Source organism: Mesobacillus jeotgali (assembly GCF_031759225.1).
Taxonomy (GTDB): Bacteria; Bacillota; Bacilli; order Bacillales; family Cytobacillaceae; genus Mesobacillus; species Mesobacillus jeotgali_B.
Genome location: NZ_CP134494.1, coordinates 417354 through 430627 on the forward strand (window position 1 = coordinate 417354; position 13274 = coordinate 430627).

Consider the following 13274-nt stretch of genomic DNA (forward strand, 5'->3'; position numbering starts at 1 on the left):
CTATAAACATGGTGGAAAAGTAGGTATTTTTACCCTGATGTAGGAATATTTATGGTATAAATAATAGGTAAAAAGTTTTAGGAGGATTTACATGACATTATATGGTTTATTAGTGCTTATTCATGTAATCGCGGCCGTTGTTGGTTTAGGAGCGAGCTTTGGAATGCCGGTTGTCGCCAAGTTCGGTGCTAAATCAGTAACCAATGCAAAAGTATGTTTTGAGATTAATCAGAAGATCGAGGTATTTGCCAAGGTTGGGTCGCTCACCCTGTTGGCCAGCGGGATTTTGATGGCAATCGTCAACCCGGCCTTGTGGTCGCAAGGATGGTTCATCGGATCATTGGTCATCTACGTACTTATCCAGCCAATTGTTGCCGGTATACTGCCGAAAACAATCGAAAAACAGGTCGATATCGTTATGAAAAGCAGCGACGGCGAATTATCGCCTGAATATCACCAGCTGGATAAAAAAGCCGCAAAGCTGAACGGCATCGCACATGTCGCAGCCGTTGTACTCATCGTACTTATGTCAACAAAACCATTCTAGGGGGAAATGAAAATGCAGGCAAAGCCAATGTTTTATGATGGACACGGAGAAAATAAACAGTTTGCTGGGGAAGGCCAACGAACAAGCATTGTTATTACAGCAGAAATGAGGAAATCCATCGGCGGAAATCCTTATGTGCTTGTGAAATAGGTTGATCAGGGGAAAGTGCTAGCCATAATGGCTGGCGCTTTTTTTATTGTTGCTGTGTGCTGTTGTGAGTAGGCTGGGTTCAAACAGTTTGGCGGCTGGAGGAGGAAAGTTGTCAGATAAAGGGTAACTTAAGACAGGTTTGGCGCGAAACGAAGAAAAGCTGTAATAAGAAAGGGCAACTTCAGACAGGTTTGGCGCGAAACGAAGAAAAGCTGTAATAAGAAAGGGTAACTTAAGACAGGTTTGGCGCGAAACGAGGAAAAGCTGTAATAAGAAAGGGCAACTTCAGACAGGTTTGGAGCTAAAGGAGGAAAAGCTGTCATAAGAAAGAGCAACTTCAGACAGGTTTGGTGTTAAAGGAGGAAAAGCTGTCAAAAGAAAGAGCAACTTCAGACAGGTTTGGCGCGAAACGAGGAAAAGCTGTCAAAAGAAAGGGCAACTTAAGACAGGTTTGGTGCGAAACGAAGAAAAGCTGTCAAAAGAAAGGGCAACTTAAGACAGGTTTGGAGCTAAAGGAGGAAAAGCTGTCAAAAGAAAGGGCAACTTAAGACAGGTTTGGTGTTAAAGGAGGAAAAGCTGTCAAAAGAAAGGGCAACTTAAGACAGGTTTGGTGTCAAGCGAGGAAAAGCAGTCAAAAGAAAGGGCAACTTCAGACAGGTTTGGTGTCAAGCGAGGAAAAGCAGTCAAAAGAAAGAGCAACTTCAGACAGGTTTGGCGCGAAACGAGGAAAAGCTGTCAAAAGAAAGAGCAACTTAAGACAGGTTTGGAGCGAAACGAGGAAAAGTTGTCTGAATGAGTGACCTCAAATTAGACGCAATTCCTTCCGGCGAGTTTTTTTACTCGAAAATAGGAAAATATATGATAAAGGCAGGTGATCTAGATGAGTGTATTTTCGGTAAATGGACAGGTCAATAAAGGCAGATTACTCAAGGAGCTGCTGGTTCCGGTTGTTGGCGGGATGGTGACTGGGTTGATTGCGACGAGGCGGGCGAAGGAGAAGTACCGCAAACTGGAGAGGCCGGATTATGCGCCGCCTTCGTGGGTATTTCCGGTTATGTGGACGGGCCTGTATGCGACGATAGGGCTGGCGAATTACCGGGTGTCGATGAAGAAGAAACCTACTGCTACAGCGGAAGCTCTTTATGATATCCAGCTTGGATTGAACTTTATCTGGTCGTTTTTATTTTTCAAATGGAACCTTCGCGGGACGGCGTTTGCGGAGATTGGCCTGCTGCTAGGCATGATTACGTTGACAACTTATCAATACTATCAAAAAGATAAAATTGCCGGCCATCTGATGCTGCCGTATATAGCCTGGGTTGCATACGCGCTTCAGCTCAATTACAGCTTGTGGAATCTAAATAAGAAATAAGTGTAAAATTTTTACTGAATTATGCAACTATTACAATCTATCCTCCGTCTAAAATAATAGACTTCTAAAAATTGGTTGAATAAAAGTTTGCTAGAGTGGGAATACTATAACCAACAACATATTAAAAACGGAGGTAGATTAAGATGAAACAAATCAAGGAATTCATGAATGAAGAGGGTTTTGAATTGAAAGGCTATATTTCACAGTTGTTTGAACAAGCTTCTGATAAAAATAACAAGAAGAAACGCTGATCGCGGGTTAAGCTGATCAGCGTTTTTTCATTTGCTGTAAAACATCATCGATTTTTGCGTGGTCCTCAGGTGATTCATCGATATGCTTCCACAAGAGTTTACCTTCTGCTGAATAGAGCCAGGTCCCTCCCTGGATATACACATCCTGTGTTTTCATCGACTTCATGACGAATGCCTTCTGCTTTTCATTTTTTGGAATAAAATCTTTTACCTGCCCTGTAATGAATCCGAAACCAGCTTTCGCTAGCAGCTTCCATTTCGGCATCGTTTTATGGCCCATGGCGCGATACGCTTTCCTTGATGGATCTCCTAAAATCGGAAACGGGAATGGCCCGAACTGATCCACGAATTGCTTGATAAAACTTCCTTTTGAAGGAGCGACGGCGATAACCTGATAGCCTGCTGCTTCTACTTCATCCATTCGCTCGCGCAACTGCGCAAGGTATTGTCGGCAGATTGGTCAACCAAGGTGACGGACAAATACGACCATCGTTGGCTTTCCCTGGATGGCTGTGTCCAAACTGATCGTTTTTTCAGAATCGGTTGTTTCTAATATATAGTCCATATCGATATCTCCTTTTCACAAGATATGAGGTTCAACTCGAACCACCCTTTTCCTCAATATATATAAAATCTCCCTATAAAGAAAGAATTAACATTTCCTTAACAATACTTTTCAGATAATTTACAACTCCTTAAAACCATATTAATAACTCTCTAGTAATCTTGTACTTGTAGCAAGGGACATAATATTAGGGGGAATTAAGGAATGAAGAGTTTTAAAAAGTTAGCGATGTTTACTATGCTTGCCTCGGTAATGGCTTTTGGAACGGCTTGTTCAGATGGAGAAAGCAACGCGGAAGCAACGAATGGCTCTAATGGAAATGAAACTCAGCTTGAAGGCAGCGTTGTGATTGATGGCTCTGGTACGGTTTACCCTTTTATGGCTAAAATGGCTGAAAACTATATGGGTCAGCAGGAGAATGTATCTGTAGAAGTTAGCCGCTCCGGAACATCCGCTGGTTTCAAGAAATTCCTCATCGAAGAAGGTACAGACTACAATGACGCATCACGCCAGATCAAAGATGAAGAAAAGGCAAAAGCTGAAGAGCTTGGCATGGATGTAAAAGAACTGAAGGTCGCTTTGGATGGATTGACGATTGTCATCAATAAGGACAATGACTGGGCAAAGGAACTGACGAAAGAAGAGATCATCGACATCTTCCTGGCTGAAGGCGGCAAGAAGAAATGGTCTGATGTACGTCCGGACTTCCCAGCTGAAGCTATTAACACATATGGACCGAACGAAAACCATGGCACATACGAATTCATGTTTGAAAACATCCTTGATGAAAAAGATCTGGTCGAAAACATTAATCTGCAGCAGGATTATTCAACATTGGTAGACCTAGTCTCTAAAGATAAAAACGCAATCGGCTTCTTTGGATACGGCTATTACGCGAACAACAAAGATAAGCTCGCTGCGGTAAAAGTGGATTTCGGCAACGGACCAGTTGAACCTTCTCTTGAAACAATCAAGGAAGATGGAAAATACGCTCCATTCACACGTCCGGTGTTCACATACTTGAATGTAAATAACGCAAAAGAGAAAGCACAAGTGCTCGACTACGCAATCTACACGATGAAAAATGCACAGGATATTGCAGCTGAAACAGGGTTTGCACCACTGACTGACGAAGACATCCAGGCGACATTAGCAGAATTGGAAGAATTGAAATAAGCATAGTGGAACTAGTAGGCTTGAAATCAACAAAACAGAACTCAAAGACTTGAAATAAGCAAAAAACAAGCAGGAGGACTTCATTGTTCTTCTGCTTGTTTTATTTGAGTAGCACTTTCACCTTCAGTGTTGCTTGCGAATTTTCTAATTACGGCCATTAAAAGTTTTACCGCGAGAAAAGTGGCTGAGATGGAGAGGAAGCTGTGCAGGGATGTCCAACTCTTTTTGTATTGAATTAATTTAGTGTTTTTTTCAAGCCAATTTTCGACGAGTGTTGATGGGGCGGAGAACAGAAATAATTTAAACAAAGTCGATAATGGACCGGATTTTTCTGTGGCCTGATTAAAGTAAATGCAGGTAACAGGGAAAATAAGATAACTGAAAAGCACGCTGATATCAAAGATTTTAAAAAGGGATACAGGGTATTTCAAATATCCTTTTTTGACTAGTAAGGAATCCATAATAGAAGCGATATAACTTTTCAAAAAGAATATGATGAGCCAATCCTTGACAGGCGGCTTTCTTATCAGCTGAAAGAAAAACAAGATACCTAGGACGAAAAGGACTCTTAGTGTAGTTTTTTCGGTGTTTCTTCTCAAAAGGAACGACCTCCCGACTGATAATCATTTGTATCATTCCTTCTTTAACAGGGATTATTCTTAAGCGGTTAGCACGCTTTAGAAATAATCAGCAGGGGATTGGGCATAATAGAGAATAGTTTCCTTTATTTGTAAATGATTATCTGTGAGGCAAAAACATGACGAATGCGATTTATGCGATTTTTTGGCTGGGGATCTTAATAGTATTGGGTGATTGGAGGAACTGGAGGAGATACTATCCGACCATCCTTTTCTTTGTGCTGGGTGATTTTATTTATCTATACTTATTGTCTGATCATTATCCAATGTGGAGGTATGTACCCTCATCTGCAGACAGCGAGATAGGAATCACCAATACGCATATTTCGTTTTCAATCATGCTTTTAAAATATCCCGCGACATGTCTTGCCTACTTATCTCATTTTCCCAGGCAAGGCATCTTCATGAAGCTTTTTTATTATTTTGCATGGCTGATTATTTATTTCATAAATGAAACGATCGACCTGCATTTCCATTTAATCAAATACTACAATGGCTGGAATATTGGCTGGTCTGCTCTTTTTAATGCTGTCATGTTCTTTATATTGAAAGTTCACTTTCATAGACCGGTAGTCGCCTGGGTTCTCTCCGCTATTTTCATTGTTTTTTTATGGAACACTTTTGATGTACCTTCAAAAGTTTTTCGGTAGATGTAAAAAAGACCTGGAAACTGGGCTTTCTAATCACTTGTGCGATACCACTTTTTTATCCAAATAAATAAGTCGGTCATTAATTTTGCAAAAATAAAAACAGAAACATAGCTGAAGAATAGGTGATAGTAACTAATGGAACCATACATTCTAAATAAGCCTAATCCGACAAGCATAGGTTTGAAAGCGAAGGCTAGGATTACCGCTGTTATAGTCCCATACAGATAATATTTTTTGTTGCTGTTCAGCGTTGATTGATAAACGAAAATAAAAATGACAGGGATCAGGCTGGAGTCAAGGGAAATCCCGGGTAATGACGGGATGACCGGAATAGGATAATTCCAAAACCCCATATTTCGTCCAAACAAATCTTCATACCCAAAGCAAATATGGACACTATAACCGAAAAAGAGAATCTGGAATAGCTTCTCTTTATTGATTTTTAAAATAAGAAATATGAGTGGGAAACCGAGGAAAGAGACCATCAGCCAATATTCAAAAAAAGAATAAAGAGCATAATCAAGCCAATACTGATTTAAAGCCTCTTGCCCTTCCTTTCCCATATTAACAATCTCATCAAAGCGCGATAAACGTTCCTTTTCCAAGTTGATCATTCCTTTTAATAGCCGGCTTTGCGTACATATCTATAGATTGTCATGACCAATCATTTCGTATGCACATGCAGTTGTCATGGCTGCAAATTATTTTTCATAATCATGAGTAAGTACGTTATGATGCGGGAAAAAGAGTAAGACAATTCCATTATGAACTGAGATTATAGCGAGGAGGAACTATTATGTCGTTTGAATATACTCAAGAAGATGGACGCTTTGTTGCAAAGGATAAGGAGGGACTTGAGGTAGGAGAGGTAACCTATACTCGTGATGGGGATGAAGTTCTCATTATAAACCATACCGGCGTCGATCCTGCGAACCGCGGTCAGGGTGTAGCAGAGGAATTGGTTCGCCAAGTAGTGGAGAAGGCCAAAAAAGAAGGATTGAAGGTCGAGCCAGTTTGTTCCTTTGCGCAAAGAGAGTTCGAGAGGAAATCAGAGTATCAGGAAGTTTTAAAGAAATAGCTTGAAAGCCTTTGAGTCAGCTCAGAGGCTTTTGTCCATGGAAGCGGGCTAAGCTTGTTAAGGCTAACTCGTGCGCTTTTATCCGGGTTGACATGAAAATATCCACATGATAAAATTATCTCGAATTCAAGATATTATGTTTTTTTCGAAGTCGTTAAGGATAAAGTAAGAATAGATATTTTTTGGATTAATATCTCGGTTTCGAGATAAAGGGGGAGACAACTTGAACGAGTTAAAAGGAATTCACCATGTTACGGCCATTACCAGCAGTGCGGAGAAGAATTATGAGTTTTTCACATATGTTTTGGGAATGCGCCTTGTCAAAAAGACGGTCAACCAGGATGATATCCGCACGTATCATTTATTTTTCGCGGACGATAAAGGGTCAGCGGGCACGGATATGACGTTCTTCGATTTTCCGGGGATTCCTAAGGGGTCACATGGAACGGATGAGATTTATAAAACAGGCTTCCGAGTGCCGACAGATGCGGCGCTGGACTACTGGGTGAAGCGATTCGATAAATACGACGTCAAGCATACGGGCATCAAGGAATTGTTCGGTAAAAAGACGATTTCATTCGTTGATTTTGATGACCAGCAATACATGCTGGTATCCGATGAGTTCAACGAGGGCGTTGCATCGGGGACTCCTTGGCAAAACGGGCCTGTTCCGCTGGAGTACGCAATCACAGGATTAGGTCCAATTCATATTAGGATCTCACGTTTTGACTATTTTAAAGAGGTACTGGAAAAAGTCATGCATATGCGTGAGGTTGGACAGGAAGGTTCCCTGCACCTTTTTGAAATGGGTGAAGGCGGAAACGGTGCGCAGGTCATTGTTGAGGATAATAAAGTGCTGCCAGCAGGACGCCAGGGATTCGGTACGGTGCATCACACGGCATTCCGTGTTGCCGACACATCGGTTCTTTATGAGTGGATCGATCATATGAAGGGTGCTGGATTCGGCACATCAGGTTATGTCGACCGATTCTTCTTTGAATCATTGTATGCCCGCGTCGCGCCAGGAATCTTGTTCGAATGGGCAACAGACGGACCAGGCTTCATGGGTGACGAACCATATGAAACTCTTGGCGAGAAATTGTCATTGCCACCGTTCCTTGAGTCGAAACGGGAGCAGATCGAGGACTTTGTGCGCCCGATCGATACAGTCCGCAGCACGCGTAATATTGAAAAAGAGTATCTATAAGCGAGTTTGTCATAGGCGATTAGTGGAAATACCTTAATGTACTAACAAATAAGGGAGGCAATCAATATGGTCAAATTAGCCGTTATTTTTTACAGCATGGGCGGAACAAATGTGCAGCTATCGAAATGGGCTGCTGAAGGGGCAAAGGAAGCTGGAGCGGAAGTGAAGGTTTTTAAAGTGAAGGAATTAGCGCCTGAATCAGCGATTGAAGGCAATGAAGCATGGAAAGCGACTGTTGAAAAAACAAAGGATATCCCTGAAGTGACTCCAGATGACCTTGAATGGGCAGACGCAATCATCTTCAGCGTTCCAACACGATTCGGAAACATGCCATCACAGATGAAGCAATTCCTTGATACAACAGGCGGCCTCTGGGCACAGGGCAAACTGGTGAACAAAGTCGTGAGCGCGATGTCATCTGCGCAAAACCCACATGGCGGGCAGGAAGCCACCATCCTGTCACTCTATACGACAATGTACCACTGGGGTGCAATCGTCGCAGCCCCTGGCTACAGCGATCCAGTGACATTCGGAGCCGGCGGAAATCCATATGGCACAAGCGTAACCGTCGACCAGGACGGCAACATGGTCGAAGACGTCGAGGCAGCGGTAAAATATCAAGCTAAGCGCACCGTAACGGTTGCTGGATGGGTTAAGAAAGGAAATCAATAAGGTAAGGTAGGAAGAGGCGAATCTGATTCGCCTCTTTTCTTTGTATTTAATAGACATTTTGGGGAGTGGGGAGTGGTGGAAATGTCTATAAAGAGGAGTTTCTTAGACATTTTGGGGAGCGGGGGGTGTGGAGATGTCTATAAAAGGGTGTTTGTTAGACATTTCCGGGAGCAGGAGCTTTGGAAATGTCTATAAAGAGTTGTTTCTTAGACATTTTGGGGAGCGGGAGGTGTCGAAATGTCTATAAAAGGGTGTTTCTTAGACATTTCGAGGAGCAGGAGCTTTGGAAATGTCTATAAAGAGGTGTTTCTTAGACATTTTGGGGAGCAGGAGCTTTGGGAATGTCTATAAAAAGGAGTTTGTTAGACATTTTGGGGAGCGGGAGTGGTGGAAATGTCTATAAAAAGGTGTTTCTTAGACATTTCGAGGAGCAGGAGTGGTGGAAATGTCTATAAAATTTTAGAACCAATCGAAAAAAGCACCCAACCAAGGTGCCTCAAATGTATCTCCGCAAATAATACCCGATAATGATCCATGCGCCTCCATAAAGTCCGCCAATCAAGATGCCTGCGAGCAGTGGATTCAAAGGGACGATTCCAAAAAGGTAAACAATCACGATGGGTGCTTGAAGGATAAAGAGCAGTGAGCTGTAGCGAGGTGTGCTGGTGTGATAGAGGATTGCGTATCCGAGTGGGAGGGCTCCGAGATGGATGGCAATGCTGCCGATGCCGGTACTGATGTTGATGAAATCGAGTAAGGCGCCAAAACCGATCAGGCCATGGAAAATGAATCCGGCTGTGCCGATACCGAACAGGCCAAGACCAAGTGTGGAAAGGAAGAAGCCTATTTTCCAGTTCCAACCTCCTGCAGATGGATCCTGGTTCCGGAAACGAAAAAGGCCATGCAATAAAAACCACGAGGCTACCAATAACATGAGGTTGTTCACGTAATAGGCGATGTGGTTGGTGTCATGAAGAATGGAGTCTGCGCCGGGTGTCAGGTCTAGATAGCCTTGCCAGAACCAGTTTGCGCCCATCAGTAACCCGCCGATAATGGCTGCGCTACCGGCAAAGCGAAGCTGGCTTTCCTTGCAGTTTGATGAAGCCGCCATATGCTCATCACTCCCCTGATGATGATATGATAAATATATGGATGGTACTGGGTATATATTCCTTTATGTTAAAACACCGCTTTCCTGCATTAGTGAAGGGTATATTAAGTAACAAGCATTATGAACAAAGGAGGCAATCGAAATGACGAACAATCAATCCGGCTGGAATATCGATAATAGCTATTCGCGCCTGCCTAAAATGTTTTATAGCCTGCAAAAACCAACTTCCGTAGAAGAACCGGAAGTTGTTATCTTCAATGAGTCGCTGGCGGAGGAGCTGGGGCTAAACCCTGAAGCTTTACAAGCTAATGAAGGGGCAGCTATTTTTGGCGGCAACGAGATTCCTGAAGGCGGGACCCCGCTTGCGCAAGCCTATGCAGGACATCAGTTCGGCCATTTCACCATGCTTGGGGACGGAAGGGCAGTTCTGCTGGGAGAGCAGATTACTCCTGATGGCGAGCGGTTTGACATTCAGCTGAAAGGCTCAGGGCGGACGCCGTATTCCCGTGGCGGAGACGGCCGTGCAGGAATGGGACCGATGCTCAGGGAATTTATCATCAGCGAAGCGATGGTGGGGTTGGGAATCCCGACTACCAGAAGCCTGGCAGTGACAACAACGGGGGAGCAAATCATCCGCGAGACGATACAGACAGGTGCAATCCTTACGCGTGTGGCAGCAAGCCATCTAAGGGTTGGAACCTTCCAATTTGCCGCGAACTGGGGTAAGACAGAGGACCTGCAGGCATTGGCTGATTATGCAATCGAGCGCCATTATCCTGAAGTCGCAGGGGAGGATAACCGCTATCTTTCCTTTTTGAAAAAAGTAATCAGGCGCCAGGCAGCATTGATTGCGAAATGGCAGCATGTTGGCTTTATCCATGGCGTCATGAACACTGATAACATGACGATCAGCGGCGAGAGTATTGACTATGGACCATGCGCGTTCATGGATACTTATGATCCAGCGACCGTTTTCAGTTCGATCGACAGGGATGGGCGCTACGCCTACGGCAATCAGCCGTATATCGGCGGCTGGAATCTTTCGCGGTTTGCTGAAGCTTTGTTGCCTTTGCTGCATGAAGATGAAGATGAGGCTGTAAAGCTGGCAGAGGGAGCTCTTTCTGAATTCCCAGAGATATTTGAGACGGAATTCATATCCGGAATGAGATTGAAACTGGGTATTTTTAATGAGGAAAAAGAAGATAAAAGCCTTATTGCGGATCTCCTTAATCTGATGCATAAACACAAAGGAGACTTCACGAATACGTTTAAAGCCCTGACATTTGATCGACTTGAAGGGTCGGAGCTTTTCCAGGCTGAGGAGTACAAGAAGTGGCATGAAGAATGGCAGGAAAGACTCGGTCGCCAGGAGCAATCGCGAGAAGAGGCACAGAAGCTGATGCGTGAGCATAATCCAGGTGTGATTCCGCGTAACCATAGGGTGGAGGAAGCACTTGAGGCTGCAGTAAATGGTGACTTGAGCGTCATGGTGAAATTGCTTGAAGTCCTTGCCAATCCATATGAGCATTCAGCTGAACAGGCTGAATTCTGCAAGCCAGCATCACCAGCGGCAAGACCTTACCGGACATTTTGCGGTACTTAAATCTTGCCGTCATGATGGACAAAAGCACGAGGGAATCGAGAAAAAGTGTCCGTCACCCGAGGTCAGCGACGGACTTCACCAAACAAGGAAAGGCAGTCCCAGCGTTGGGACTGCCTTTGACTTATTTACCTTGCACTGCGGCGGGTTCTTTGTCTTTTTCAAAGAAAAGAATCAATGCTGGCAGCAGCATGCCGCGGACGAGGAAGGTGTCGATCAGAATGCCAACTGCGACGATGAAGCCGAAAACGAACAGGTCGGCGATTGGCATGGTTGTCAGGGCTGCAAAGGTTGCGGCCAGGATGACACCTGCTGATGAAATGACGCCGCCGGTGTTGCGGATCGCGATTTCAAGGGCTTCCTTGACTTTGTGTGACTTACGTTCTTCGATGAACCGGGAGGCGAGGATGATGTTATAATCGATTCCCAAAGCCACCAGGAAGATGAAGGCGTAGACTGGAACGCGCGAGCTTAGTGCTTCGAAGCCGAATAAGACGTCGACTAGGAAGATTCCCAGCCCCAGCGCAGACAGGTAGGACAGCAAAATTGTTCCCATCATGTAGATGGACATTTTGACTGCACGAGTGAGTGCGTATAACAGGATCAGAATCAATACCGTTTCGAGCAGGACGATTTTTACGATATCACGGTTATTGATTTCTCGTTCGTCTAAAAGCTTTGCGGTGACTCCGCTGTAATAAGCTTCTCCATCAATCGATAGCTCCTCCAATAACTCTGGAGTTTCCGAGCGCAAATCCCCGATAAAATCAATCGCTCTTGTGGAGTAGGGATTCATTGATAATGCTACGCTCAGTTTCATGGCTTGTGCATCTTCGGAAAGAGCAGTTACCCGGACGGAGGCAATCTCATCATAGCTTTGCCATTGATCGATGATGGCTTTTGTCTCTTCCTCGGTAAAAGCATCTTCACTGACAACCATCATTGTCGTCGGTGCCAGTTCTCCTTTGTCATACCTTGCCTCGACGATTTCATAACCCACTCGTGAAGGCAGGTCCTCAGGGAATTTTTTTACCGTATCGAATTCGAAGTCGAGATTGAAGACATTGAATGCTGTGAGAACTAAAAATGCTGCAACGATTCCGCCTGAGATTCCAGGTTTGTTGACCACGAACCTGGCGACCGGTCCCCAGATTCCATGCTTCACTTCGGTTTCCTGGCCGTATTTCGGTACCTTAGGCCAGAATGCTTTGCGGCCAAATAGGGTGAACAGCGCCGGCAGCAGGGTGACGGAAGCGATCATGATAAAGAACATGGCAGTCCCGAAGACGGGTGCGAAGTTCAGGTAATCGCGGAAATCGGCAAAGAATAAGACGAGCATCGCGGCGAGAACTGTGCCGCCTGCGAAAAACACAGGTTCAGCGGTTGCGCGCATCGCATATTTCATTGCTTCGTATTTGCTCTCATACTTGTTCAGTTCCTCGCGATATCGCGAGAAGACGAACAACGAGTAGTCAATGACCGCTGCAAAAAGCAGGATGCTCATAATCGATGAAGTCTGGCTGCTGACCTCCAGGCCGCTGGCTCCCATCAAGGCAACACTTTGATTGACGACCTGATAGACAATAACAGTCGCGAGCAGCGGGATGATTGCAAGCAGTGGCGAACGATAAATGACAATCAATAAGACCAATATAATCAGTACTGTTGCAATCAGCAGGACAAAGTCGGCTTGTTCAAACAGCTTGACGGTGTCACCGGCAATTCCGGCTGGACCGGTAATGTAAAACTCGGTGCTTTCAAGGCCTTCAGTAATTTCGTTGCCGGTTTCCAGAGCCTTGTCGTTGATTTCGGAATACTCGCTGTTTCCGAGCCCTTTTTCCAATTCCATCGGCACGATCACCGTCGAACCGTCTTCAGAGAGGAATCCTCCTAATGCTTGAGGAGGGAGGGCGCTAATATCAACGATGGTTTCGATTCCTTCGATATCCTCTGCGATGATGCCAGTGAGGATTTCGTTGACTTCCTCCAGATTGATATCTCCGTTTTTATTATGGAATACCAGGATTCCCGGTGTTCCTTGTTCATTCGGAAAAAGATTTTCCGTTTTTTTCTCAGCAATCATCGATTGTGCTTCATCAGGAAGCGATTGGAAGTTAGTTGTTTTGTATTCACTAAGCATTGGTCCTGCGCTCAGGCCAACCATGAGGGCCAGCCAGGCAATGATCGTGATCCACATTCCACGCTTTGTTGAAACCCAATCGGTAATGGGATACAACAGCTTTTTCACTAGTAAACC

General features: G+C 44.5%; 14 protein-coding genes. 9 read left to right on the top strand and 5 right to left on the bottom strand.

Annotation, left to right across the window (positions count from 1 at the left end):
* Window positions 1-112: 112 nt before the first annotated feature.
* From RH061_RS02115 to RH061_RS02125, 3 genes are all read left to right on the top strand, one after another.
* Window positions 113-547, top strand: a complete 435-nt coding sequence (locus RH061_RS02115) for a DUF2269 family protein (RefSeq protein WP_311073568.1) — start codon at window positions 113-115, stop codon at window positions 545-547.
* Window positions 548-559: 12 nt separating this feature from the next.
* Window positions 560-697 carry a hypothetical protein gene (locus tag RH061_RS02120; RefSeq protein ID WP_311073569.1) on the top strand — a complete coding sequence of 46 codons (138 nt, stop codon included), beginning with the start codon at window positions 560-562 and terminating at the stop codon, window positions 695-697.
* 880 nt (window positions 698-1577) lie between these two features.
* A complete protein-coding gene (locus RH061_RS02125) occupies window positions 1578-2069 on the top strand; it encodes a TspO/MBR family protein (RefSeq protein ID WP_311073570.1) in 492 nt (163 codons plus the stop codon).
* A gap of 267 nt (window positions 2070-2336) precedes the next feature.
* On the opposite strand, the gene RH061_RS02130 is transcribed toward RH061_RS02125, so the two are convergent.
* The gene (locus tag RH061_RS02130) at window positions 2337-2777 is read right to left on the bottom strand and encodes an AhpC/TSA family protein (RefSeq protein WP_311076238.1); all 441 of its coding nucleotides are present in this window, start codon (window positions 2775-2777) and stop codon (window positions 2337-2339) included.
* A gap of 312 nt (window positions 2778-3089) precedes the next feature.
* Between RH061_RS02130 and RH061_RS02135 the strand changes: the two genes are divergently transcribed.
* A complete protein-coding gene (locus RH061_RS02135) occupies window positions 3090-4061 on the top strand; it encodes a PstS family phosphate ABC transporter substrate-binding protein (RefSeq protein ID WP_311073571.1) in 972 nt (323 codons plus the stop codon).
* Between the two features lie 80 nt (window positions 4062-4141).
* On the opposite strand, the gene RH061_RS02140 is transcribed toward RH061_RS02135, so the two are convergent.
* On the bottom strand, window positions 4142-4522 hold the full coding sequence (locus RH061_RS02140) for a CBO0543 family protein (protein WP_311076240.1): 381 nt from the start codon (window positions 4520-4522) through the stop codon (window positions 4142-4144).
* A gap of 296 nt (window positions 4523-4818) precedes the next feature.
* Between RH061_RS02140 and RH061_RS02145 the strand changes: the two genes are divergently transcribed.
* Window positions 4819-5349, top strand: a complete 531-nt coding sequence (locus RH061_RS02145) for a CBO0543 family protein (protein ID WP_311073573.1) — start codon at window positions 4819-4821, stop codon at window positions 5347-5349.
* Between the two features lie 29 nt (window positions 5350-5378).
* Here the strand turns inward: RH061_RS02145 and RH061_RS02150 are convergent, their stop codons facing one another.
* Window positions 5379-5954, bottom strand: a complete 576-nt coding sequence (locus tag RH061_RS02150) for a hypothetical protein (protein WP_311073575.1) — start codon at window positions 5952-5954, stop codon at window positions 5379-5381.
* Window positions 5955-6145: 191 nt separating this feature from the next.
* Between RH061_RS02150 and RH061_RS02155 the strand changes: the two genes are divergently transcribed.
* The 3 genes from RH061_RS02155 to wrbA all read left to right on the top strand — a co-directional run bounded on the left by RH061_RS02155 (window position 6146) and on the right by wrbA (window position 8306).
* Window positions 6146-6427 carry a GNAT family N-acetyltransferase gene (locus tag RH061_RS02155; protein WP_311073577.1) on the top strand — a complete coding sequence of 94 codons (282 nt, stop codon included), beginning with the start codon at window positions 6146-6148 and terminating at the stop codon, window positions 6425-6427.
* Between the two features lie 223 nt (window positions 6428-6650).
* Complete coding sequence (locus tag RH061_RS02160; RefSeq protein ID WP_311073579.1) at window positions 6651-7634, top strand: ring-cleaving dioxygenase; 984 nt, start codon at window positions 6651-6653, stop codon at window positions 7632-7634.
* 60 nt (window positions 7635-7694) lie between these two features.
* On the top strand, window positions 7695-8306 hold the full coding sequence (gene wrbA / locus RH061_RS02165; protein ID WP_311076242.1) for an NAD(P)H:quinone oxidoreductase: 612 nt from the start codon (window positions 7695-7697) through the stop codon (window positions 8304-8306).
* A 496-nt stretch (window positions 8307-8802) separates the two neighbouring features.
* Here the strand turns inward: wrbA and RH061_RS02170 are convergent, their stop codons facing one another.
* On the bottom strand, window positions 8803-9342 hold the full coding sequence (locus RH061_RS02170) for a hypothetical protein (protein WP_311073581.1): 540 nt from the start codon (window positions 9340-9342) through the stop codon (window positions 8803-8805).
* 217 nt (window positions 9343-9559) lie between these two features.
* Between RH061_RS02170 and RH061_RS02175 the strand changes: the two genes are divergently transcribed.
* Complete coding sequence (locus RH061_RS02175) at window positions 9560-11020, top strand: protein adenylyltransferase SelO (protein WP_311073582.1); 1461 nt, start codon at window positions 9560-9562, stop codon at window positions 11018-11020.
* Window positions 11021-11141: 121 nt separating this feature from the next.
* Here RH061_RS02175 and RH061_RS02180 read toward each other — a convergent pair whose 3' ends face one another.
* The gene (locus RH061_RS02180) at window positions 11142-13265 is read right to left on the bottom strand and encodes an MMPL family transporter (protein ID WP_311073584.1); all 2124 of its coding nucleotides are present in this window, start codon (window positions 13263-13265) and stop codon (window positions 11142-11144) included.
* Between the last annotated feature and the right edge of the window lie 9 nt (window positions 13266-13274).